This is a genomic window from Curtobacterium sp. 9128 (assembly GCF_900086645.1).
Lineage (GTDB): Bacteria > Actinomycetota > Actinomycetes > Actinomycetales > Microbacteriaceae > Curtobacterium.
In genome coordinates, this window is the sequence record NZ_LT576451.1 from 1,202,611 (window position 1) to 1,222,959 (window position 20,349).

At 70.7% G+C, this 20,349-nt stretch carries 22 protein-coding genes; 10 read left to right on the forward strand and 12 right to left on the reverse strand.

Features of this window, described 5'->3' with window-relative positions; translation table 11 throughout:
- Positions 1 to 127: 127 nt before the first annotated feature.
- Genes QK288_RS05910 through QK288_RS05920 form a run of 3 tightly spaced genes read right to left on the reverse strand, consistent with a single transcriptional unit; the run spans position 128 to position 2,185 of the window.
- The gene (locus tag QK288_RS05910) at positions 128 to 859 is read right to left on the reverse strand and encodes an SOS response-associated peptidase (RefSeq protein ID WP_281266880.1); all 732 of its coding nucleotides are present in this window, start codon (positions 857 to 859) and stop codon (positions 128 to 130) included.
- A 43-nt stretch (positions 860 to 902) separates the two neighbouring features.
- Positions 903 to 1,574, reverse strand: coding sequence for a hypothetical protein (locus QK288_RS05915; RefSeq protein ID WP_281266881.1), 672 nt, complete (start codon positions 1,572 to 1,574; stop codon positions 903 to 905).
- Complete coding sequence (locus QK288_RS05920) at positions 1,571 to 2,185, reverse strand: hypothetical protein (RefSeq protein ID WP_281266882.1); 615 nt, start codon at positions 2,183 to 2,185, stop codon at positions 1,571 to 1,573. The genes QK288_RS05915 and QK288_RS05920 overlap by 4 nt, the downstream gene beginning before the upstream one ends.
- A gap of 131 nt (positions 2,186 to 2,316) precedes the next feature.
- Here QK288_RS05920 and QK288_RS05925 point away from each other — a divergent pair, with 131 nt between their 5' ends.
- The 3 genes from QK288_RS05925 to QK288_RS05935 are packed head-to-tail and all read left to right on the forward strand — an operon-like array spanning position 2,317 to position 4,095.
- Complete coding sequence (locus QK288_RS05925) at positions 2,317 to 2,742, forward strand: organic hydroperoxide resistance protein (RefSeq protein WP_281266883.1); 426 nt, start codon at positions 2,317 to 2,319, stop codon at positions 2,740 to 2,742.
- 1 nt (position 2,743) lies between these two features.
- Complete coding sequence (locus QK288_RS05930; RefSeq protein WP_281266884.1) at positions 2,744 to 3,130, forward strand: YchJ family metal-binding protein; 387 nt, start codon at positions 2,744 to 2,746, stop codon at positions 3,128 to 3,130.
- A gap of 11 nt (positions 3,131 to 3,141) precedes the next feature.
- On the forward strand, positions 3,142 to 4,095 hold the full coding sequence (locus QK288_RS05935; RefSeq protein WP_281266885.1) for an SDR family NAD(P)-dependent oxidoreductase: 954 nt from the start codon (positions 3,142 to 3,144) through the stop codon (positions 4,093 to 4,095).
- Positions 4,096 to 4,107: 12 nt separating this feature from the next.
- Here QK288_RS05935 and QK288_RS05940 read toward each other — a convergent pair whose 3' ends face one another.
- Positions 4,108 to 4,983, reverse strand: a complete 876-nt coding sequence (locus QK288_RS05940) for a shikimate dehydrogenase (protein ID WP_281266886.1) — start codon at positions 4,981 to 4,983, stop codon at positions 4,108 to 4,110.
- A gap of 44 nt (positions 4,984 to 5,027) precedes the next feature.
- Between QK288_RS05940 and QK288_RS05945 the strand changes: the two genes are divergently transcribed.
- Positions 5,028 to 6,041 (forward strand): iron-siderophore ABC transporter substrate-binding protein, encoded by a 1,014-nt coding sequence (locus tag QK288_RS05945; RefSeq protein ID WP_281266887.1) that lies wholly within the window; start codon positions 5,028 to 5,030, stop codon positions 6,039 to 6,041.
- A 134-nt stretch (positions 6,042 to 6,175) separates the two neighbouring features.
- Here QK288_RS05945 and QK288_RS05950 read toward each other — a convergent pair whose 3' ends face one another.
- Entirely contained in the window at positions 6,176 to 6,580 is a 405-nt protein-coding gene (locus QK288_RS05950; protein ID WP_281266888.1) for a DUF1304 domain-containing protein, read from the reverse strand.
- 78 nt (positions 6,581 to 6,658) lie between these two features.
- Between QK288_RS05950 and QK288_RS05955 the strand changes: the two genes are divergently transcribed.
- Together QK288_RS05955 and QK288_RS05960 are read left to right on the forward strand one after the other, a co-directional pair.
- Positions 6,659 to 6,964: a chorismate mutase gene (locus QK288_RS05955; RefSeq protein WP_281266889.1), complete on the forward strand. Its 306-nt coding sequence runs from the start codon at positions 6,659 to 6,661 to the stop codon at positions 6,962 to 6,964.
- A complete protein-coding gene (locus QK288_RS05960; RefSeq protein ID WP_281266890.1) occupies positions 6,961 to 8,091 on the forward strand; it encodes a beta-propeller fold lactonase family protein in 1,131 nt (376 codons plus the stop codon). The genes QK288_RS05955 and QK288_RS05960 overlap by 4 nt, the downstream gene beginning before the upstream one ends.
- A gap of 15 nt (positions 8,092 to 8,106) precedes the next feature.
- Here the strand turns inward: QK288_RS05960 and QK288_RS05965 are convergent, their stop codons facing one another.
- The 4 genes from QK288_RS05965 to purS are packed head-to-tail and all read right to left on the reverse strand — an operon-like array spanning position 8,107 to position 12,449.
- Positions 8,107 to 9,036, reverse strand: coding sequence for a 2-hydroxyacid dehydrogenase (locus QK288_RS05965; protein ID WP_281266891.1), 930 nt, complete (start codon positions 9,034 to 9,036; stop codon positions 8,107 to 8,109).
- 10 nt (positions 9,037 to 9,046) lie between these two features.
- Entirely contained in the window at positions 9,047 to 11,428 is a 2,382-nt protein-coding gene (gene purL, locus QK288_RS05970) for a phosphoribosylformylglycinamidine synthase subunit PurL (protein WP_281267664.1), read from the reverse strand.
- 50 nt (positions 11,429 to 11,478) lie between these two features.
- Positions 11,479 to 12,174, reverse strand: a complete 696-nt coding sequence (gene purQ, locus QK288_RS05975; protein WP_281266892.1) for a phosphoribosylformylglycinamidine synthase subunit PurQ — start codon at positions 12,172 to 12,174, stop codon at positions 11,479 to 11,481.
- Between the two features lie 5 nt (positions 12,175 to 12,179).
- Positions 12,180 to 12,449 (reverse strand): phosphoribosylformylglycinamidine synthase subunit PurS, encoded by a 270-nt coding sequence (gene purS, locus QK288_RS05980; protein WP_281266893.1) that lies wholly within the window; start codon positions 12,447 to 12,449, stop codon positions 12,180 to 12,182.
- A 120-nt stretch (positions 12,450 to 12,569) separates the two neighbouring features.
- On the opposite strand from purS, the gene QK288_RS05985 reads away from it, so the two are divergent.
- On the forward strand, positions 12,570 to 13,205 hold the full coding sequence (locus QK288_RS05985; protein WP_281266894.1) for a PadR family transcriptional regulator: 636 nt from the start codon (positions 12,570 to 12,572) through the stop codon (positions 13,203 to 13,205).
- Positions 13,202 to 14,830 carry a DHA2 family efflux MFS transporter permease subunit gene (locus tag QK288_RS05990; protein ID WP_281266895.1) on the forward strand — a complete coding sequence of 543 codons (1,629 nt, stop codon included), beginning with the start codon at positions 13,202 to 13,204 and terminating at the stop codon, positions 14,828 to 14,830. Before QK288_RS05985 ends, QK288_RS05990 begins: the two co-directional genes overlap by 4 nt.
- Before the next feature lie 255 nt (positions 14,831 to 15,085).
- Here the strand turns inward: QK288_RS05990 and QK288_RS05995 are convergent, their stop codons facing one another.
- Together QK288_RS05995 and QK288_RS06000 are read right to left on the reverse strand one after the other, a co-directional pair.
- Positions 15,086 to 15,901 (reverse strand): cytochrome c oxidase assembly protein, encoded by an 816-nt coding sequence (locus QK288_RS05995; RefSeq protein WP_281267665.1) that lies wholly within the window; start codon positions 15,899 to 15,901, stop codon positions 15,086 to 15,088.
- A 143-nt stretch (positions 15,902 to 16,044) separates the two neighbouring features.
- Positions 16,045 to 17,337: an acyltransferase gene (locus tag QK288_RS06000; RefSeq protein ID WP_281266896.1), complete on the reverse strand. Its 1,293-nt coding sequence runs from the start codon at positions 17,335 to 17,337 to the stop codon at positions 16,045 to 16,047.
- Between the two features lie 168 nt (positions 17,338 to 17,505).
- Between QK288_RS06000 and QK288_RS06005 the strand changes: the two genes are divergently transcribed.
- Positions 17,506 to 17,949, forward strand: coding sequence for a Fur family transcriptional regulator (locus tag QK288_RS06005; RefSeq protein ID WP_281267666.1), 444 nt, complete (start codon positions 17,506 to 17,508; stop codon positions 17,947 to 17,949).
- A gap of 137 nt (positions 17,950 to 18,086) precedes the next feature.
- Positions 18,087 to 19,604 carry a catalase gene (locus QK288_RS06010; RefSeq protein WP_281266897.1) on the forward strand — a complete coding sequence of 506 codons (1,518 nt, stop codon included), beginning with the start codon at positions 18,087 to 18,089 and terminating at the stop codon, positions 19,602 to 19,604.
- 153 nt (positions 19,605 to 19,757) lie between these two features.
- On the opposite strand, the gene QK288_RS06015 is transcribed toward QK288_RS06010, so the two are convergent.
- Positions 19,758 to 20,324, reverse strand: coding sequence for a GNAT family N-acetyltransferase (locus QK288_RS06015; protein WP_281266898.1), 567 nt, complete (start codon positions 20,322 to 20,324; stop codon positions 19,758 to 19,760).
- Positions 20,325 to 20,349 lie beyond the last annotated feature (25 nt).

Sequence of the window (20,349 nt, forward strand, 5' to 3'; positions counted from 1 at the left end):
TCCCCGGGCGCACCTCCAACGGGCCGAGACGCCGCCGACCCGCCGAGACGCCGCCGACCGGCCGAGACGCCGCCGGATCCGGCGGCGTCTCGGCGGGACCGAGGTGTGTCGCCGAGTGGCCGGGGCGTCAGGCGACGGGCTCGATGAGCTCCGGGCCGTTGTTCTTCACGCTGTTGACCGTGCGCGAGACCTCGTACTGCTCGAGGCCCGCCGCGACCGCGAGCGACTCGTGGTCGAGCAGGGACAGCAGGTCGTCGGTGTGCAGGTCGCCGCCGAGCCAGTCGTCGTAGCCGTCGGGCGTGAGGAACGCCGGCATGCGGTCGTGTACCTCGCCAGGAGCCACGTGGGCGTCCCGCGTGATGATCGCCAGGGAGAGCTTCCACTTGTCCGGGTCGCCCTCGGGCTTGGTCGGGTCCGGCCAGGCGCTCACGACACCGGCCATCGCCAGCGCGCCACCGGGTTCGTGCACGAAGTGGGGTTCCTTGCCGTCCTCGCGCACGACCCACTCGTAGTAGCCCTGCGCGGGGACGATGCACCGGTTCGTGGCGAACGCCCGCTTGAACATGCCGCTCGTCGCCACGGTCTCGATCCGGGCGTTGATCGGCTTCGGGCGCTGCTTGACGAAGTCCTTCGCCCAGCTCGGCACGAAGCCCCAGCTGATCTGCGGGAGTTCGCGCTCGCCGTGGCGCTGCCGGACCGCGAACACCGGGTCGGTCGGGGCGACGTTCCAGCTCGGGACGAGCCCGGTGCCGACGACGCCGGTGTCCTCGTCGACGTGTTCGGTGCGATCGGCGAGTTCACCGATGAGCTCGGGGAGCAGGTCGGCGGTGGTGTCGGAGACGACGAAGCGGCCACACATGCGCCCAGTCTGCCCCGCGCCCCCGACAGTGCGCCCGCGGACGTCAGTCGCCGGGGAGGCGGATCTTCGAGCCGTTCGGGGTGCGTCGGCGCTCGCGGGAGTGCGTCGCCGCAGGAGGAACATCGGGGAGGGTCGCCGCGAGGGCCCTGGCCCGCTCGACCTTGCCGAGCCGGATGACGTTCGCCACGGTCCGGGCTGCGGCGAGGATCCCGAGCCAGACGGGGAAGACCGCAGGAGCGTGGAGCAGGAGGAGCGCCCCGAACACGAGCACCGCCACCGCCGCGAGGACCAGTCCGCGGAACACCTCGGGCACCATCCCGGCGCGCACCGCTTCGGCGTCACGGAGCACGTCGTCCCGGTCGTGCGGGTCGATCGTCGGAGCGCTCTTCGCGCGGAAGTACTGCTCGATCGGGTCCGGCGCCGCCATCTGCGACCCCGACCAGTACAGGCGCGTGCCGTCGGCCGCTCGGGGTCGGAGCGGGACGACCGCCGCGCCGACGGCACCGGCAGCGAGGGCGAGCAGCGCTGCGCCGACCCAGGCGGCCGGGCTGTGGACGTTCGGCCACGGGACGAGCGAGCCGACGACGACGAGCACGGCGGCGGCGGCCACGGCGGTCAGCACGCCGACGAGCACCATCCGGCGGCGGCGCTCCGCGGGGACCGCCCCACCGACGTTCGCTCGGAAGACGGACCACCCGAGGGAGTGGGGGCTCATGCGGGCTCGCGGGCCGGTTCCAGCGTCTCGGCGACCGTCCGTACACGCTCGGCCCGCCCCAGACGGTGGAGCCATGTGACGATGTTGCTCGCGTAGACGACAAACCAGACCGGGATGAACCAGGAGAACGTCCCGAGCAGCAGTGCGGCGAGGCTCGCGAGCAGCCCGCCGACGACGAGCGGTGTCCACTGGGTGACGTCCTTGATCACGCCGCGGCGGTACAGCAGCGTGTCGGTGAGCACCGCCTCCCGGTCCTCCGGCCGCATCGCGGGCATCGTCCGAACGAGGTACCGCTGGACGCTGCCGCGTACCGTGCGAGCGGTGTCCGGTCGGACCTGCCGGCCGTTGATCGTCGCGGCGGGGTCGAGCGGCCGGCCGATCGGGCAGCAGGCGATGGCGACGAGTCCGACGCCGAGGGACAGCAGCGCAACAGCCAGCGTCGCGCGACCGGCACCGGGCCCGGTCCAGTCGAACGCGAGGTCGAGCCCGGTCATCACCGCGGCGGCGACGACCGTGGAGACGGCACCGAGCACGCGCGCGCGACGGACCTTGACGACGGACACGGCGTCATCGAAGTGGGCGCGGTAGGCCTGCCATCCGAGTCGGAACACGCCGTCCGTTCTACTCGGTGTCCCCGAGGATCGCTCGGACACGCCCGAGTCGGCGCGACCTCGACGGGTGTGGTCCCCGGAGTGGAGCCGCTCGTCAGGAATCGTCCAGCCTGGAGCGGTCACCTGCTGCCATGAGTCTCGACATCGTCTACACCGCCGTCGCCCACGCCTCCGGGGGCGGCCGCGACGGCCACGTCCGCAGCGAGGACGACCGGCTCGACCTGGACACCCGTCCGCCGAAGGAGATGGGCGGCAGCGGCGAGGGCACCAACCCGGAGCAGCTCTTCGCCGCCGGGTACGCTGCGTGCTTCCTCGGGGCGCTGCACGCGGCGGGTCGCGAGCTGTCGCTCGACACCACGGACGCCGAGGTCTCGGCCGAGGTCGGCATCGGCGGGAACGGGAACGGCGGGTTCGGGCTCGCGGTGGAGCTCGACATCTACGCGCCGGCGGTCGACCGTGCCTCGCGGCAGCGACTGGCGGAGCGGGCGCACGAGATCTGCCCGTACTCGAACGCCACCCGCGGTAACATCACCGTGACGCTCTCTCTCGTCGACTGACATGGACGTGCCCTCGCGCTGCCCGTGCCTGAGCGGCAACCCCTACGGCGAGTGCTGCGGACCCCTGCACGCGGGTGCCGTGGCACCGACCGCCGAGCGGCTCATGCGCTCGCGGTTCTCGGCGTTCGCGCTCGGGCTGCCGGAGTACCTGCTCCTGTCGTGGCACCCGAGCACGCGTCCGGCATCGCTCGAGCTCGACGAGGACCAGCGGTGGACACGGCTCGACATCCTGTCGACCCGGGACGGAGGCCCGTTCGACTCCCGGGGACAGGTCACGTTCCGCGCGTGGTGGCGGACCGACACCGAGCGTGGCACGCTCGAGGAGACGAGCGACTTCGTCCGTGAGCAGGGCCGCTGGTTCTACCTCGACGGAGTCGTGGCGTCCTGACAGGGAGCCCCATGCGCCGCGACATCACCGCCTTCGGCGCCCACTCGACGGCAGCCGACGTCCTCGACGGGATCGACCTGACGGGCCGCACCGCGATCGTGACCGGGGCGGCCTCGGGCATCGGTGTGGAGACGGCCCGCGCGCTCGCCGGAGCCGGAGCCACCGTGACGTTGGCCGTGCGAGACGTCGCGGCCGGGCGCCGCGTCGCCGATGACATCGCCAGCACCACCGCCCGGGCTGCCCCCGCGGTCGCCGAGCTGCACCTGGACCAGCCGGCGTCGATCGAGGAGTTCACCGCGGCGTGGGACGGTCCGCTCGACGTCCTCGTGAACAACGCCGGCATCATGGATGCTCCGGAGGACTACACGCCAGCCGGGTGGGAGTCGCAGTTCGCCACGAACCACCTCGGCCACTTCGCCCTCGCGCTCGGGCTGCACGACGCCTTGGCGGCGGCAGGTGCGGCGCGCATCGTGTCGGTGTCCTCGAGCGGTCACGGCTCCTCACCCGTGGTGTTCGACGACCTCTTCTTCCGTCGTCGGCCCTACGAGCCCGGCCTCGCGTACGCCCAGTCGAAGACGGCGAACGCGCTGTTCGCGGTCGGTGTCGGCCTCCGCTGGGCAGCGGACGGCATCACCGCGAACTCCTGCATGCCCGGTGGCATCTGGACCGGGCTGCAGAAGCACTGGGACCCGGACGTCCTGGCTGCCACGAAGATCGCCGCCGCGGACGTGGTGAAGACACCGGAGCAGGGCGCGGCGACCTCGGTGCTGCTCGCGACGGCACCCGAGCTGGCTGATGTGACGGGTCGGTACTTCGAGGACTGCCACGAGGCAGCCGTGGTCGACGCCGTACAGGACGGGCTGTACGGGGTGCTGCCGTGGGCGCTCGACACGCGTGACGCCGACCGCCTGTGGGACGTGTCGGTCGCGCTGCTCGACGCCGAGGCGCGCTCCCGGGCGTCCTGACGGCCCTGGCCCTCAGGCGCCGATCGTCTCCGGCAGGCCGACGGACACGCGCATCGCACGCCGGACGAGTGCCTCGGACGGCAGGAGCTCGTCCTCGTCCCCGGTCAGGAAGAACCGGATCTGGCCGATGGCCTGCTCGGTCAGCATGTCGAGGCCGTTCAGCACGCGACCACCTGCTGCCTCCCAGCGCGACGCGGCAGCGGTCGGCCACGGCTCGTACGCCACGTCGAACAGCAGCGCATCGGGGCCGGACGGCACGAGCGGCAACGAATCCGCGGCACCACCTGGGAGCGTCGACACGACGAAGCCGAGCGGTCCCGCCTGCTCGAGGTCCGCCAGGGGATGGACCTCGAGCGAGACGCCGAGTCGCGTGGCGAGGCCCACGAGGTCCCGTGCCTTCGTCGTGTCGCGGAGGAACACCCGGACGAGCCGGGCGCCGAGTCGCAACGACGCGGTGAGCGCACTCGCAGCGGTGGCACCGCCGCCGAGGATCGTGGCCTCGCCGGGGACGTGCCCGAGCGCCTCGACCGGACGGACGATCCCCTCGACGTCGGTGTTCGCACCCGCGCGGACGACCCGGCCGGCCTCGTCCCGGAACGCCAGGGTGTTCGCCACCCCGAGCTCGTCGACGAGCGCCGTGGTGCGATCGAGCATCGGCAGGACTTCGCGCTTCAGCGGCATCGTCAGGCTGAGCCCGCGCTGTTCCGGACCCAGCCCCGCGACGAACGCGTCCAGTCCGCCGGAGGCGACCTCGTGCCTCCCGTACGTGAACGGCACCCCGAGCACGTCGTAGGCCGCTGTGTGCAACGTGGGCGAGAGGGAGTGTGCGATCGGCGAGCCGAGCACCGCGAGGTGCGTGCGGGCGGGGTCGGGGAACGAGAGGGCCACATCGCCAGCCTAGTGTCGCGCGGTATTAGGGTAGCCTTACCTACGTGATCCGATCCTCCCTCCCCAAGCAGCGCTTCCGTCGCGTGCTCGCCGCGGCCGGTGCCGTCGTGGCCGCCTCGCTCGTCCTCGCCGGATGCGCTGGCGGCAGCCCGTCCGACACGTCCTCCTCCGGCTCGTCCGGCGACGGCGCCTTCCCGGTGTCGATCACGACCGGGCTCGGCACGACGACCATCAAGTCCCAGCCGAAGCGCGTCGTCGCCCTCGGCTGGGGTGACGCGGAGACGGCGCTCGAACTCGGTGTGCAGCCCGTCGGCGCGAGCGACTGGCTGGCGTTCGGTGGCGACGGTGTCGGGCCGTGGCTCAAGGGTGCGTACGACAAGTCCCCGAAGATCATCAACACGCTCGAGCCGAGCTACGAGGACATCCTCAAGCTCAAGCCGGACGTGATCCTCGACGTGAAGTCCTCCGGCGACAAGGACCGCTACGACAAGCTGTCCGCGATCGCGCCGACCGTCGCGATCCCGAAGGGCGCGTCGAACTACCTGGCGTCGACGAAGCAGCAGACCACGATGATCGCGAAGGCGCTCGGCAAGGAGGCCGAGGGCAAGAAGCTGCTCGCCGGCGTCGACTCCGCCTACGCCGCCGCACGCAAGGCCCACCCGGACTTCGCGGGCAAGACCGCCGTCATCGGTGCGTACACGTCCGAGGGCTTCGGCGCCTACGCATCGGCCGACAGCCGTGCGCAGTTCATGCAGGAGCTCGGCTTCACGATCCCGTCCCGCATCGACAAGGAAGCCGGCAAGGAGTTCTCGGTGCACCTGTCGAACGAGAACCTCGACCTGCTCGACGCCGACCTGACCGTGATCCTGCCGATCTACGTCGAGGCCTCCGCTGCCGAGTCCGACCCGCTGTTCCAGAAGGTGCCGTCGGTCGAGGCCGGTCACTACATCGTCTTCGACGACAAGGACGTGTCGTCGGCGTTCTCGATGGGGACCACCGCAGCGATCGAGTGGGCGCTCAAGCGCCTGCCGGACCAGTTCGAGTCCAAGCTGGGCTGACGCCGCCGAACCGACTGGAGGCCCGACTCACCATCTGCAGGACCGCATCCGGTCTGCACGTGGCGAGTCGGGCCTCCAGTGCGTTGCGGCCGGCGGTCTGCCGGACCGGTGCTGCGCTCCCGGCGCTGCTCGGATCAGCTGACGAACATCGAGCCGAGGAAGGCGAAGAGCAGGGTGATGAGCGGGAAGGCCCCCTGCACGAACGCGGAGTTGAGGTAGCGGCGGCCGGTACCGACGAGGACCACCGCGGCGCCGAGCATGCTCGCGGTCGCGAACACGATGAGCGTCCAGCCCGTCGCGCCGTTGCCCGTCAACGCGAAGACGACACCGAGGATCGCGCCGATCGCCAGGAACAGGTTGTAGAAGCCCTGGTTGAACGCGAGGGACCTGGTCGCCCGGGCTTCGGAGTCGGACGCGATACCGAAGATCTTCCGCACGCGGGGGCTGGTCCACGCCACCGACTCGAGGAAGAAGATGTACACGTGCACCAGCCCGGCGAGGACTGCGAACACACTCGAGATGACGAGGAGCACCGACATGGACTCCATTGTCCCAGGCTTCGCGCTCCCGACGTAACCGACACCTGGTGGCCAGGGTCCGGCCGTTAGGCTCTGGACATGAGCGAGTACGACGAAGCGGCCGTGGTTGAACTGCAGAGCATCCGGCAGAGCATCGACAACATCGACGCCGCCGTCATCCACATGCTCGCCGAGCGCTTCAAGTACACGCAGCGCGTCGGGTACCTCAAGGCCAGCGCCGGCATGCCGCCGGCCGACCCGGCGCGCGAGCAGATCCAGGTCGCACGCCTGCGGTCGCTCGCTGCGGAGTCGCACCTCGACCCGGCCTTCGCGGAGAAGTTCCTGAACTTCATCGTGGCCGAGGTCATCCACCACCACGAGCAGATCGCCGAGGGAGAAGCGTGACGCTGCCTGCCCTCCCGCCGCTGCTCGTCGGCTCGTACACGGCAACAGGGGGCGGTACCGCGACCGGGATCTCGTTCGTCGAGTCCGGGGCGGCGTCGACCGTCGCCGTGCTCGACGACCCGTCCTTCCTCGCCGTCTCGGGTGACCGTGTCTACGCCGTGTCCGAGACCGCCGACGGCTCCGTCAGCGCGTTCCGTCGCACCGGCAGCGCGCTCGAGCACCTCTGGGACGCGCCGTCCGGTGGCGACGCGCCGTGCCACGTGCGGGTCGACCCGTCCGGTGCGCTCGTCGTCACGAACTACGTCTCCGGCACCGTGACCGCGGTGTCCCTGGCCGCGGCCGAGTCGCTCGCCGCGTCCGTGCTCGCGAGCGACGGGGTCGTCGGGACGGCGGTGCACGGGGCAGGTGACACCGTCGTGGTGCCGTCCGCTGCCGTCGTGACCGCGGTGCTGCCCGACGTCACGGGGCCCGTCGAGGACCGGCAGGAGGGGCCGCACGCCCACCAGTCGGTCGCGACGCCGGATGGGACACTGCTCGTCGCTGATCTCGGCGGGGACGCCCTGCACGAGTTCCGGGTGGGGGCCCCTGGGGCTTCGGCCGGGTCGTCGTCTGCGTCGTCGTCTGCGTCGCTGTCGCTGTCGCTGTCGCTTTCGCTGGATCTGGTGCGGGTGCATCACGTGGCGCCCGGCGTCGGCCCGCGCCACATGGCCTGGTACGACGGTGACCTCATCGTCGCCGGCGAGCTCGACGGCAGGGTGCACCGCCTGCGCCGTGACGAATCAGGGGCGTTCCGGGTGATCGCATCGGCCCCGACGTTCGAGGGGGCCGTGGGGGAGTCGCTCCTCAGCCACATCGAGGTCGACGAGGCCGGTCTCGTGTTCGTCGCCGTCCGCGGGCGTGATCTGATCGTCACGCTCTCCGCGGCGGACGGGGGCCTGTCCGTCGTGGGATCAGGGTCGTGCGGCGGTGTCTGGCCGCGACACTTCGCCCTGGTGCCCGGGTACCTGCTCGTCGCCAACCAGATGTCCGACGCGATCGCCGTCCTCCCGCTCGGCGATGACGGCGTGGTGGGGGAGCCCGCCGGTCAGATCGCCGTCGGCAGCCCCGCCTGCATCGTCCCGCTGTAGCGGTCGCTCCGCGCTTCAGACCTCGATGAGGTTCTCGAACGTGCGGCCCTCGGACAGCGCTGCCACCTGACGGCGCATGAGCTCGATCGACCGCGGCACGCTGAGGTCCGTGTTGCCACCGACGTGCGGCGTCAGGACCGTGTTCGGCGTCGTCCAGAGCGCGTGCCCCTCGGGGAGCGGCTCGGGGTCGGTGACGTCGAGTCCGGCAGACAGTCGACCGCTCGTGAGCTCCGCGACCAGCGCGTCGGTGTCGACGACCTTGCCCCGTGCCACGTTGACCACGAGCGCACCGTCCGGCAGCGCCGCGAGCAGGTCGGCGTCGACGAGCCGTTCGGTCTCGTCGGTGAGCGGGGCGATGAGCACGAGGACGTCGGTCGTCCTGGCGATCTCCGGCAGTTCGCCGAAGGCGTGCACCTGCCGGCCGTCCTGCTCGCGGGCGGTGCGGGCGACCACCGTGACGTCGGTCCTGAACGCCTCGAACCGGGTCGCGATCGCGCTGCCGATGGCGCCGTAGCCGACGACCGTCACGCGTCGATCCGCCAACGACCGCGTCTGCCGGGCGTCCCAGACGCCGTTCGCGCGGTCGAACTGGAACTGCCCGATGTCCCGCAGCGACGTCAGGGCCAGGCCGACCGCGAGCTCTGCCGTCTCGTCGTCGTGGATCCCGCGACCGTTCGCCAGCAAGGCGTGGCCGGGCACGTGCGGCACGGCGTGCTCGTAACCGGCGCTCGGCAGCTGCAGCAGTTCGAGGTTCGGCAGGTCGTGGACGTACTGCCAGCGGTGCCGTCCCTGGAAGTAGAACGGCAGGAACGTGATGGCGACCTCGCCCGCGCGCGGGTACGGCGCTTCGACGTCCCACACGTCCAGCTCGATGCCGTCCGGCACGGGGCCGAACCGGTCGACGAGCTCGGCGAAGGGCAGCGTGACGATGCGATTCTGACTCACGGCGTTCGGATCAGCCGTCGGTGCGCGGCGAGAAGGTGCCGTCGGACGCCAGCGGGCCGCGGCCCAGGACGCCCTCGGTCACGGTCTCCTCGATCACGTCGCCGAACCGGGTCGGCAGGGTCGCGCCGTGCGTGCCGCGGAGTTCGTCCACGGAGGCCTCGAACGCGCCCTGGACCTCGAGCGCCTGGGAGGTGCCGTCGGTCACGCCGATGCGCAGGACCGGGAAGCCCCGGCCGTTGCAGAGACCCTGGAAGCGGACGTCGTCCTCCCGCCGGACGGTCACGATGACACGACCGGTCGACTCCGAGAACAGTGCCGTCGCGGTGTCGACACCGTCACGGCTCTCGAGCTCGTCGAGCACGACCCGGGCGCCGACGCCGAAGCGGAGCACCGACTCGGCGAGCGACTGGCCGAGGCCGCCGTCCGCCAGGTCGTGCGCGCTCGTGAGCAGCTGCTCGTCCGAGGCGGCGCGGAGCAGCTCGGCGAGGGCCTTCTCGCGGCCGAGGTCGACCGCGGGGGGACGTCCGCCGAGGTGTCCGTGCACCGTGCCGGCCCATGCCGAGCCGTCGAGCTCGAGGCTCGTGGTGCCGAGCAGGTAGATGTTGTGGCCGTCGTCCTGCCAGCCGGACGGGACGCGCTTGGCGACGTCGTCGATGACCCCCAGGACACCGACGACCGGGGTCGGGTGGATCGGGGTGGTGCCGGTCTGGTTGTAGAACGAGACGTTGCCGCCGGTGACCGGGATGCCGAGCTCCATGCAGCCGTCCGCCAGGCCCTCCACCGCCTCGGAGAACTGCCACATGACCTCGGGGTTCTCCGGGGAGCCGAAGTTCAGGCAGTCGGTGACGGCGGCCGGGACCGCGCCGGTGACCGCGACGTTCCGGTACGCCTCGGCGAGGGCAAGACGGGCGCCCTGCTTCGGGTCGAGCTGGCAGTAGCGGCCGTTGGCGTCCGTCGCGACGGCCACGCCGAGCCCGGTCTCTTCGTCGACGCGGATCATGCCGCCGTCGTCGGGGAAGGAGAGCGCGGTGTTGCCCAGCACGTAGGTGTCGTACTGGTTGGTGACCCAGTTCTTCGAGGACAGGTTCGGCGAGCCGAGGAGCTGCAGGAACTGGGCCTTGATCGCGGGGCCGGTGTCCGGGCGGTCGAGCGCGGACGCCGAGTCGGCCTGGAGAGCGTCGATCCACGTCGGGTAGGCGACCGGGCGGTCGTAGACCGGGCCATCGACGGCGACGGTGCGCGGGTCGACGTTGACGATCTCCTGGCCCTGCCAGTCGATGACGAGGCGCCCCGTGCCGGTGACCTCGCCGAGGACGCTGGTCTCGACCTCCCACTTGTTCACGACCGCCAGGAAGGCGTCGAGCTTCTCGGGGGTGACGACCGCCATCATGCGCTCCTGGCTCTCCGACATGAGGATCTCCTCTGCCGTGAGCGTGGGGTCGCGGAGCAGGACGTCGTCGAGCGAGATGTGCATGCCGCCGTCGCCGTTGCTGGCGAGTTCGGACGTGGCGCACGAGATGCCCGCGGCGCCGAGGTCCTGGATGCCCTCGACGAGCTCCTTCTGGAACAGCTCGAGGCAGCACTCGATGAGGACCTTCTCGGCGAAGGGGTCGCCGACCTGGACCGCCGGACGCTTGGTCGGGCCGCCCTCGGTGAAGGTGTCGGAAGCGAGGATCGACGCTCCGCCGATGCCGTCGCCACCGGTGCGGGCGCCGAAGAGGACGACCTTGTTACCGGCACCCGAGGCGTTCGCGAGGTGCAGGTCCTCGTGCCGGAGGACGCCGACCGCGAGGGCGTTGACGAGCGGGTTGCCCTGGTACACGGCGTCGAAGTAGGTCTCGCCGCCGATGTTCGGCAGGCCGAGGCAGTTGCCGTAGAACGAGATGCCACCGACGACGCCGTGCACGACGCGCGCCGTGTCCTCGTGCTCGATGGCACCGAAGCGGAGCTGGTCCATCACGGCGACCGGACGGGCACCCATCGAGATGATGTCGCGGACGATGCCGCCGACACCCGTGGCCGCGCCCTGGTAGGGCTCCACGTAGGAGGGGTGGTTGTGCGACTCGACCTTGAAGGTCACCGCCCAGCCGTTGCCCACGTCGACGACACCGGCGTTCTCGCCCATGCCGACCATCAGGTTCTCGGTCATCTCCGGCGTGACCTTCTTGCCGAACTGCCTGAGGTAGTTCTTGCTCGACTTGTACGAGCAGTGCTCCGACCACATCACGGAGTACATCGCCAGCTCACCAGAGGTGGGGCGGCGGCCGAGGATCTCGCGGATCTTGGCGTACTCGTCCGCCTTGAGCCCGAGGGCCTCGTACGGCTGGTCCTTGTCCGGCGTCGCGGCGGCGTCCTGGACGGTGTCGGGCTTGGGGCGCACGAAGGTCGTCACGGTGTTGTCGTTCCCTGCTGCAGTGGAGTCGGTCACGTCGGTCGGTGCCGTCACTTGACGAGCGTCGACTCGATCACGGAGGTGAAGAAGGTGAGGCCGTCCGTGCCGGAGGCCATCGCCGCGGGGGTGTCCGGGCCGAACCCGGGCTCCGTCGCGTGCTCGGGGTGGGGCATCAGGCCGACGACGTTGCCACGCTCGTTGGAGACGCCCGCGATGTCGTCGATGGACCCGTTCGGGTTCACGCCGACGTAGCGGAACACGACCTGGCCGTTGTCCTCGATGCGCTTGATCTCGTCGGCGTCGGCGACGAAGCGCCCGTCGGCGTTCTTCAGCGGGATGGTGATCTCCTGCTGTGCGGCGAAGCCGGACGTCCACGCGGTGTCCGCGTTCTCGACGCGGAGCTTCTGGTCGCGACGGATGAACTGCTGGTGCGCGTTGCGCGTGTGCGCGCCGGGGACCAGGCGGGCCTCTGCGAGCATCTGAAACCCGTTGCAGATGCCGAGCACTGGCATGCCCTTGCCGGCGGCGTCGATGACCTCGGCCATGATCGGGGCCTTCGCCGCGATCGCGCCGGCACGGAGGTAGTCGCCGTACGAGAACCCGCCGGGGAGCACGATGGCGTCGACGCCCTGCAGGTCGTGGTCGCCGTGCCAGAGCGCGACGGGGTCGGCTCCGGCGAGACGGACCGCGCGCTGGGCGTCGCGGTCGTCGAGCGAACCGGGGAACGTGATGACACCGATGCGCATGGAGGTCACTCCGCGTCGGCGACGGTGGTCTCGGCGACACTGACCGAGACGACGTCTTCGATCACGGCGTTCGAGAAGATGTCGGCCGCGATCTCGCGGACCTCGGCGAGCTTGGCGTCGTCGACGGGGCCGTCGACGGTCACCTCGAATCGCTTGCCGATGCGGACGTTGGTGAGGTCGTTCTTGCCGAGGCGGGCGAGGGCGTTGCCCACCGCCTTGCCCTGGGGGTCGAGGATCTCGGCCTTCGGCATGACCTCGACGACGATCGTTGGCACGTGTTCACTCCAGCACGGGGGGTCGGGTGGGACCCGACCAGTCTATGCGGCGCGCGCGGCGCGCCGGACCGGGTTGTGGAGAACTCCTCCAAGGCGTATATTCCAAGTCGAATAGTCCGTATGGAACACCGACTGGAGGCTCGGATGCCGTCGCTCACGCCGCTCGCGTTCGCCGCGCTCGGACTCCTCAACGAGGGGCCGATGCACCCCTACGAGATGTTCCAGACCATGACCTTCCGCGGTGACGAGCGGAACGTGAAGGTCCGTCCAGGCACCCTCTACCACCAGGTCGGTCGGCTGACCGACCTCGGCTACGCCGAGGCCGTCGGGACCGAGCGCGAGGGCAACCGACCGGAGCGCACCACGTACGCCATCACCGACGCCGGCCGCACCGCGCTCGCCGAAGCACTCCGGCAGATGGTGGCGGAACCCGCGGACGAGTACCCGGAGTTCCACCTCGCGCTCGCCGAGCTCGAGAACCTCCCGGTCCCGGAGGCGGTCGATGCCGTGCGGGCCCGTGTCGTCGCCCTCGAACGCGAGCGCGACGACATCGACACGGCACTCGCCCGCGTCCACGAACGTGAACTGGCAGAGCGCTACTGGCTGGACGTGTCGTACGTCCATGCCATGCTCACCGCGCAGATCGAGTGGCTCTCCGCCACCGTCGAACGCATCGCGAGCGGTGACATCCCCTGGGACGGCCCGGCCCATCCCGACGACACGACTTCCCCCCACAGCAAGGAACCCTCCGCATGACCACCGCAACGAACCCGCCCACGACCGAGAAGAAGCCCTGGCCAGCGCTCTGGGCCCTCGTCGTCGGGTTCTTCATGATCCTCGTCGACTCGACCATCGTCTCCGTCGCGACCCCCACCATCGCCGCGAAGCTCGACGCCGACATCAACGCCGTCATCTGGGTGACGAGCGCGTACCTGCTCGCCTACGCCGTGCCGCTGCTGATCACCGGACGCCTGGGTGACCGCTTCGGCCCGAAGGTGCTCTACCAGACCGGTCTCGTCGTGTTCACGCTGGCCAGCCTCTGGTGTGGCCTGTCCGGCTCGATCGAGATGCTGATCGTCGCCCGCGTCGTGCAGGGGCTCGGCGCCGCGATGATGACGCCGCAGACCATGTCCGTCATCACGCGCATGTTCCCGCCGCAGAACCGCGGCGCGGCCATGGGCCTCTGGGGTGCGACCGCCGGCATCGCCTCGCTCGTCGGACCGATCGCGGGCGGTCTGCTCGTCGATGGGTTCGGCTGGGAGTGGATCTTCTTCGTGAACGTCCCCGTCGGCGTCGTGGCCTTCGTCCTCGCGCAGCGCCTCGTGCCCTCGTTCGACCGACACCAGCACCGCTTCGACGTGCTCGGGATCGTGCTCTCCGCGGTCGGCCTGTTCCTGCTCGTCTTCGGCATCCAGGAAGGCGAGACCTACGACTGGGGCACCATCACCGGTCCGATCTCGGTCTGGTCGCTCATCATCGCCGGCATCGTCGTGCTCGCGGCCTTCGTCGTCTGGCAGGGCGTGCAGAAGTCCGAGCCGCTGCTGCCCCTCGGGCTCTTCAAGGACCGCAACTTCACGCTCGCGAACATCGCCATCACCGCGGTCGGCGTCGCGATCTCCTCGTTCGCGCTGCCGCTCATGCTGTGGGCGCAGGACGTCAAGCAGTTCAGCCCGACCCAGGCGGCCCTGCTCCTCGTCCCGATGGCAGTGATCTCCGCGGCGTTCGCCCCGCTCGTCGGCAAGAACCTGAACCGCTGGAACCCGCGCTGGGTCGCGGCGTTCGGTCTCGCGTGCTTCTCCGGCGGGCTGTTCTGGTTCGCCGGACTCGTCGCCGCGAACGCCGGGTGGCAGGTCATCCTGCTGCCGAGCGCGCTCCTCGGCATCGCGAACGCCTGCATGTGGGGGCCGCTGTCCGTCTCCGCGACGCGCAACCTCTCGCCGCGCCTGGCCGGTGCCGGCTCCGGCGTCTACAACACCACCCGGCAGATCGGCGCAGTGCTCGGTTCCGCGGGCATCGCCGCGCTGATCGAGGCCCGCATCACGGCGAACTTCCCGGCACAGTCGAGCGGGGCGTCGGCGGGCGGCGCCGAGCAGCAGGTCGGCACGCTGCCGTCGTTCCTGCTCGACCCGTTCTCGAAGGCGATGGGCCAGTCGCTCATCCTGCCGGCCGCGGTCCTCGTGGTCGCGATCGTCGCGGCGCTGTTCCTCGGCAAGCCGAAGCAGACCGTGGCGTGGGCCCAGACCGGTGCGGTCGCGACGCAGCCCGAGCCCGAGGCCGAGCCGGTCGCCGCGCACGGGTCGCACGCAGCGGCTCCCGCGCCGACCAGCCCGGAAGAGGAGCTGGCCTCGACCGACCACCACGGTCGTCACGCCGGCGCCTGACCCGCACGACCGAGAGCCCCCGATCGCCCAGCGGTCGGGGGCTCCGTCGTGCGTGCGCAGACCCTCCCGACCCCGAGTCTGCCCGACCCCGAACGACAGGATCGCTGTCGTACGACCTCGGTTCTGTCGCTCCCACGCGTGCGCAACAGTTGCGCACGCGGGGTTGCGACAACGTCGTTGTCGTACGACAGCGACGTCGTCGTTCCGAGTCGGCAGGGGGAGGGGCGAGTCGGCAGGGGGAGCGCCCGCGCCACCTCAGCCCCGCCGCGACAAGTGCGCCCGCGTGAGCTCGTCCATCTCCTCGTCGGAGAGCGCGTCGACGGCGCGGGCCTCGCGGCGATCGGTGCGCTGCCATCGCACGAACAGCGAGATGAGCACCGGGATGTCGGCGATCTCCGCGATGAACCAGAGCAGGTCGCCGGCCAGGTGCTGATCGCGGAGCGGCGACGGGAACCAGGCCGGACCCGATGCCATCACGGTCGCTCGATCGAGCACGTGGTCGGTGATCCGCATGACGATGCCCGGGATCGCGTCGAGCATGAGCTCCACGAACGCCAGCAGGAACTCCGCCGTCACGAAGGTGGAGGAGCGCAGCGCTCCCGCCTCGGACAGCGGTGCCAGCAAGCCGAACCCCAGCATCGGCACGAGCACCGTGATCGCGACCGCCCACACCGGGGACGTGCGGATCACTGCGGACAACGGGGTGAGCAGCACGCAGAAGAGCGCCAGCGCGACCAACGGCGAGACGATCGCGTTGCCGAGCACGCGCACCGGACGCGACCCCATGACCACGGAGGCTGCGTGGGCGAGGTGAGCCGGGCCTCCCGTCCGGAGCAGCGCGAGCGGCGCTGCGAACGCGGCGAACGTCGGGACCGCGAAGAACAGCAGCGCCAGCCGCAGCACGAACGCCCATCGGAGTGTCTGGTCGTACTTGCCGACGATGCCGAACTGCAGGATGCCGAACAGCACCAGTGCCGCCGCGAACGACAGCGTCCGCCACCAGGGCCAGCGTGTGCCGCGTCGCCGAGCGGTGACGACCCACGAGCCGTACGCGACCGCCGCGACGACGATGAGCGCGGCGGCGAACGGGTCGAACTGCCAGGTGCTCCAGAACTCGGACGGTGACGGCGTGGGGTGCCTCCTGCGGATCGCGCTGCAGGATCATCCTCGACCCGGTCGTCCGGCACGGACGGTCGGATGCGGTGAGAACCGGTTCAGATACGCCGGACCCCGACGGCGGGGACCGTCCGCGACAGGCACCACACCCCCATCGGGATCAGCACGGCGCCGACGGCGGCGAGCCAGAACGACAGGTGCAGCTGCATGACCGCGAACGCCGGTCCGATCGTGCAGAGCACGGCCAGGGCGATCACGGGCCACGCAGGGCGGTCCGAACCGGGGACCAGCCGGGGGAGCGGGCGGTCGAACCGGCGGAGGCCCCTGGCGACCCCGAGTGCGGCGGCGAGCACCACGACGAGTGCGATCGCCCGGGTCGCCCACCACGTCGCCGATCCCGGGTCGGGGAACGGCACGCCGATGAACAGTGCGATCCCGTTCAGTGCGATGAACAGCGGCAGGTGCCAGAGGTAGATCGCCATGCCGTCGCGCCCGAGCACGAAGACGGTGCCCTGCGCCGCCCGGGTGCGCATCAGCCGGGTGAGCGGCGCGTGCACGAGCTGGACGAGACAGGCCTGCGCGATCGCCAGGAACGCCAGCGGCAGCATCGGCGGGTTGAGGTCCTGCAGCATGTCCGGCGCCCAGAGTCCGATCGAGGTCATCGGGACGAGCACCGCGTAGACGGCCGCGGCGATGCCGAGCAGCAGCACCTTCGAACGTCGGGCGAACCATCCGTCGGCCCACAGGAACCCGAGCTGCTGGGCGAAGAGCCACACCGGGCCGAGGTTGAGGAGCCCGACGTCGGCGACCCCGGTGGCCAGTCGGACACCGTCGACCGCGGCCGCGAGGACGAGGAGTCCGGCGAGCGTCGCCCACGGTGCCCGCTCGTGCAGCCGTGCCATCAGCGGGACGCAGCACTGGGTGATGCCGTACGCGGCGAGGAACCAGAGCGGCGACCCGATGCCGAAGGCGACCTCCGCCAGCAGGTCAGTCGGGGTGCCGAGCAGTGTCGCGGTGCCCAGCCCGATCGCCAGCACGAGGAAGAGCGGGATCGCCGGGCGGAACAACCGCACGAGCCGCGTGGCCACGTAGTCGCGAGGACCCCCACCCCGCTCGACGGTGCTCCGCCAGCCGACGGCGCTCGCGAACCCGCCGACGACGAAGAACAGCGGCATCACCTGGCCGATCCAGGTCGCCGCGACGTACCAGTCGAGCTCCTGGAGTGGGCTCGTGACCCGGATGCCGGCGTCGTCGGCCGCGACTCCGACCATCGTGACGTGCACGAAGACGACGAGGACGACACATGCCGTCCGGATGAGGTCGACGACCAGGTCACGCTTCGCGATGATCCCCCGGACGTCCACGCTGGTCAGTGCCTGCTGAGTGGACATGCCGGGACGCTACCGGCGGATCAGCGACTCCCAGGCCCGTTCCAGGTGATCGCGACCAAACCGTGACACATCGTATTCCGGTGTGGGAATGTGTCTGGCTGGTGACCAGCCGCGAGAACTCGTTGTACAGTGGTGCTTGTCTTGACCGCTGCAAAAGAAGGGTTCGTGATGGACGTCGATGCCGACCTGCTCCGCGACGCCGGTCTGCGCGTCACGACGCCGCGACTCGCGGTCCTCCGTGCCACCGCCACGATGCCGCACGCCACCGCGGACGACATCGTCACGGCGCTGACCGCCGAGTTGCCCACGACGAGCCACCAGGCGGTCTACGGCGTGCTCGCGGCGCTCACCGGCGTCGGACTCGTCCGTCGCATCGAGCCGGCGGGCAGCCCGGCGCGCTACGAGCGGCGTACCGGTGACAACCACCACCACATCGTGTGCACCATGTGCGGCGCGATCGAGGACGTCGACTGCGCCGTCGGGCACTCGCCGTGCCTGACGCCGTCCGACACGCACGGCTTCGCCGTGACCACCGCAGAGGTCACCTACTGGGGGATCTGCGAGCGGTGCGCAGCGGCCGAGCGCGACGACGCCACGACCGTCATGGCCTGACCCCGCGCCGCGCGAGCGGCCTGACCCCGCGCCGCGCGAGCGGCCCGACCCCGCGCAGCACGCGCCAGGCGGTCCACCCGCCCCACAGACAACCCGAGCATCCCTGACCGAACCAACCGTTCCACCAAGGAGGAACCGTGTCCGAAGAGAACACGCCGACCGGCACCCCCACGACCACGACGAACAGCGGCGCGCCCGTCTCGAGCGACCAGCACTCCATGGGTGTCGGCGCCGACGGCCCCCTCGCGCTGCACGACCACTACCTGGTCGAGAAGCTCGCCCAGTTCAACCGCGAGCGCGTCCCGGAGCGCGTCGTCCACGCGAAGGGCGGCGGCGCCTTCGGTACCTTCACCGTCACGCAGGACATCAGCCGCTTCACCCGCGCGGCCTTCCTGCAGCCGGGCAAGCAGACCGAGATGCTCGCGCGCTTCTCGAGCGTCGCCGGTGAGCAGGGATCCCCGGACACCTGGCGCGACCCCCGTGGCTTCGCGCTGAAGTTCTACACCGAGGACGGCAACTACGACCTCGTCGGCAACAACACCCCCGTATTCTTCATCCGCGACGGCATCAAGTTCCCCGACTTCATCCGCTCGCAGAAGCGCCTGCCGGGCTCGCACCTCCGCGACCACGACATGCAGTGGGACTTCTGGACCCTGTCGCCGGAGTCGGCGCACCAGGTGACGTGGCTCATGGGCGACCGCGGTCTGCCGGCGTCGTGGCGGAACATGGACGGCTTCGGCTCGCACACCTACCAGTGGATCAACGCCGAGGGCGAGCGCTTCTGGGTGAAGTACCACTTCCAGACCCAGCAGGGCCACAAGACCCTCACGCAGGAGGACGCCGACCGCATCGCCGGCGAGGACGCGGACTTCCACATCCGCGACCTCCACGAGGCGATCGAGCGCGGCGACAACCCGCGCTGGACCCTCAAGGTGCAGGTCATGCCCTACGAGGACGCCGCGAGCTACCGCTTCAACCCGTTCGACCTGACGAAGGTGTGGCCGAAGGGCGACTACCCGCTCATCGAGGTCGGCACGATGGAGCTCAACCGCAACCCGGAGAACTACTTCGCCCAGATCGAACAGGCGACCTTCGCACCGTCGAACTTCGTCCCCGGCATCGCGGCCAGCCCCGACAAGATGCTCCTCGCCCGCATCTTCAGCTACGCGGACGCGCACCGCTACCGCGTCGGCACGAACCACGCGCAGCTGCCGGTGAACGCCCCGAAGAACGAGGTCCACTCGTACTCGAAGGACGGCGGCATGCGCTTCGACTTCCAGCAGTCCGAGGTCCCGGTCTACGCACCGAACTCCCTCGGTGGTGCACACGCCGACCCGAACGCGACGGACGACGTCCCCGGCTGGGAGTCCGACGGCGCGCTGCAGCGTTCCGCCGCGACGCTCCACCCGGAGGACGACGACTTCGGCCAGGCGGGGACCCTCGTCCGCGAGGTCCTCGACGACGCGGCCCGCGAGCGGCTCGTCGGCAACATCGCCGGGCACGTCTCGAAGGTGACGCGCGACGACCTGCGCGAGCGGGTGTTCCAGTACTGGACCAACGTCGACGCCGACCTGGGTGCGCGCGTGCGCGCCGCGGTCGCGCCGAGCGCGCCGGGATCCAACGAGGACCCGGAGAAGGTCGCGGTCGAGGCGTAGTCGCCGGTCCCCACGAGACGGACGGGAGGCACGGTGCCAGCTGGCACCGTGCCTCCCGTCCGTCTGTTGGGTGCGTCTCGAGCGCCTCCGCGCCTTGCCGACAAATGCACACGCGGGCGCGTGCGCACTTGTCGTCCTGCTGCGCAGGAGCCGCTAGACCTGCTGGCCGTTCAGCCAGATGTCTCCGGCCGGCCAGTCTTCGAGTGCTGCGGCCACCGGCCGCACCATCCAGCCGCCCTGCTCGGTGTTCGAGATGCCGGCGCCCTCGGCGGTGAACGCCGAGAAGGTGCCCACTGCGTCGGGGAACTCGTGCCAGCCGAGCTTCGCGTAGAACGGGATGCGGTTCTCGCCGGCGCCGAGGAAGCCGTAGGGGACGCGGAGTCCCTCGAGGACGGCGTGCGCGCGCTCCATGAGTTCGCGGCCGACACCCGTTCCCTGCAGGCGGGGTGCCACGGCGACGAGGCCGGTGTCCCCGACGAGGACGTCCTCGCCGCCGACCGTGATGTACATCCGGCGGATCCCGACGTGTGCCAGGACGACCCCGTCCGCGTCGCGTGCGATCACCCGGCGTTCGGGCTGCATGCCGGACCAGCTCCGGCCGCCCACGTACCAGTGCGACCAGTCCGGGAACGCCTGCCCCAGCATCGCCGCTACGCCCTCGTGGTCGGGGAGCGTCAGCGTGCTCTCCTCGACCACCTCCCACCGGATGTCGTCACTCATGGGTCCATCCTGCCCGCCGCCGTCT

Coding starts and splice junctions, on each gene's coding strand:
- QK288_RS06000 (WP_281266896.1), bottom strand. CDS start 17,337: ATGTCCACTCAGCAGGCACTGACCAGCGTGGACGTCCGGGGGATCATC.
- QK288_RS05985 (WP_281266894.1), top strand. CDS start 12,570: ATGGAACACCGACTGGAGGCTCGGATGCCGTCGCTCACGCCGCTCGCG.
- QK288_RS05950 (WP_281266888.1), bottom strand. CDS start 6,580: ATGTCGGTGCTCCTCGTCATCTCGAGTGTGTTCGCAGTCCTCGCCGGG.
- QK288_RS05930 (WP_281266884.1), top strand. CDS start 2,744: ATGGACGTGCCCTCGCGCTGCCCGTGCCTGAGCGGCAACCCCTACGGC.
- QK288_RS06015 (WP_281266898.1), bottom strand. CDS start 20,324: ATGAGTGACGACATCCGGTGGGAGGTGGTCGAGGAGAGCACGCTGACG.
- QK288_RS05990 (WP_281266895.1), top strand. CDS start 13,202: ATGACCACCGCAACGAACCCGCCCACGACCGAGAAGAAGCCCTGGCCA.
- QK288_RS05925 (WP_281266883.1), top strand. CDS start 2,317: ATGAGTCTCGACATCGTCTACACCGCCGTCGCCCACGCCTCCGGGGGC.
- QK288_RS05935 (WP_281266885.1), top strand. CDS start 3,142: ATGCGCCGCGACATCACCGCCTTCGGCGCCCACTCGACGGCAGCCGAC.
- QK288_RS05910 (WP_281266880.1), bottom strand. CDS start 859: ATGTGTGGCCGCTTCGTCGTCTCCGACACCACCGCCGACCTGCTCCCC.
- purQ (WP_281266892.1), bottom strand. CDS start 12,174: ATGCGCATCGGTGTCATCACGTTCCCCGGTTCGCTCGACGACCGCGAC.
- QK288_RS05915 (WP_281266881.1), bottom strand. CDS start 1,574: ATGAGCCCCCACTCCCTCGGGTGGTCCGTCTTCCGAGCGAACGTCGGT.
- QK288_RS05955 (WP_281266889.1), top strand. CDS start 6,659: ATGAGCGAGTACGACGAAGCGGCCGTGGTTGAACTGCAGAGCATCCGG.
- QK288_RS06005 (WP_281267666.1), top strand. CDS start 17,506: ATGGACGTCGATGCCGACCTGCTCCGCGACGCCGGTCTGCGCGTCACG.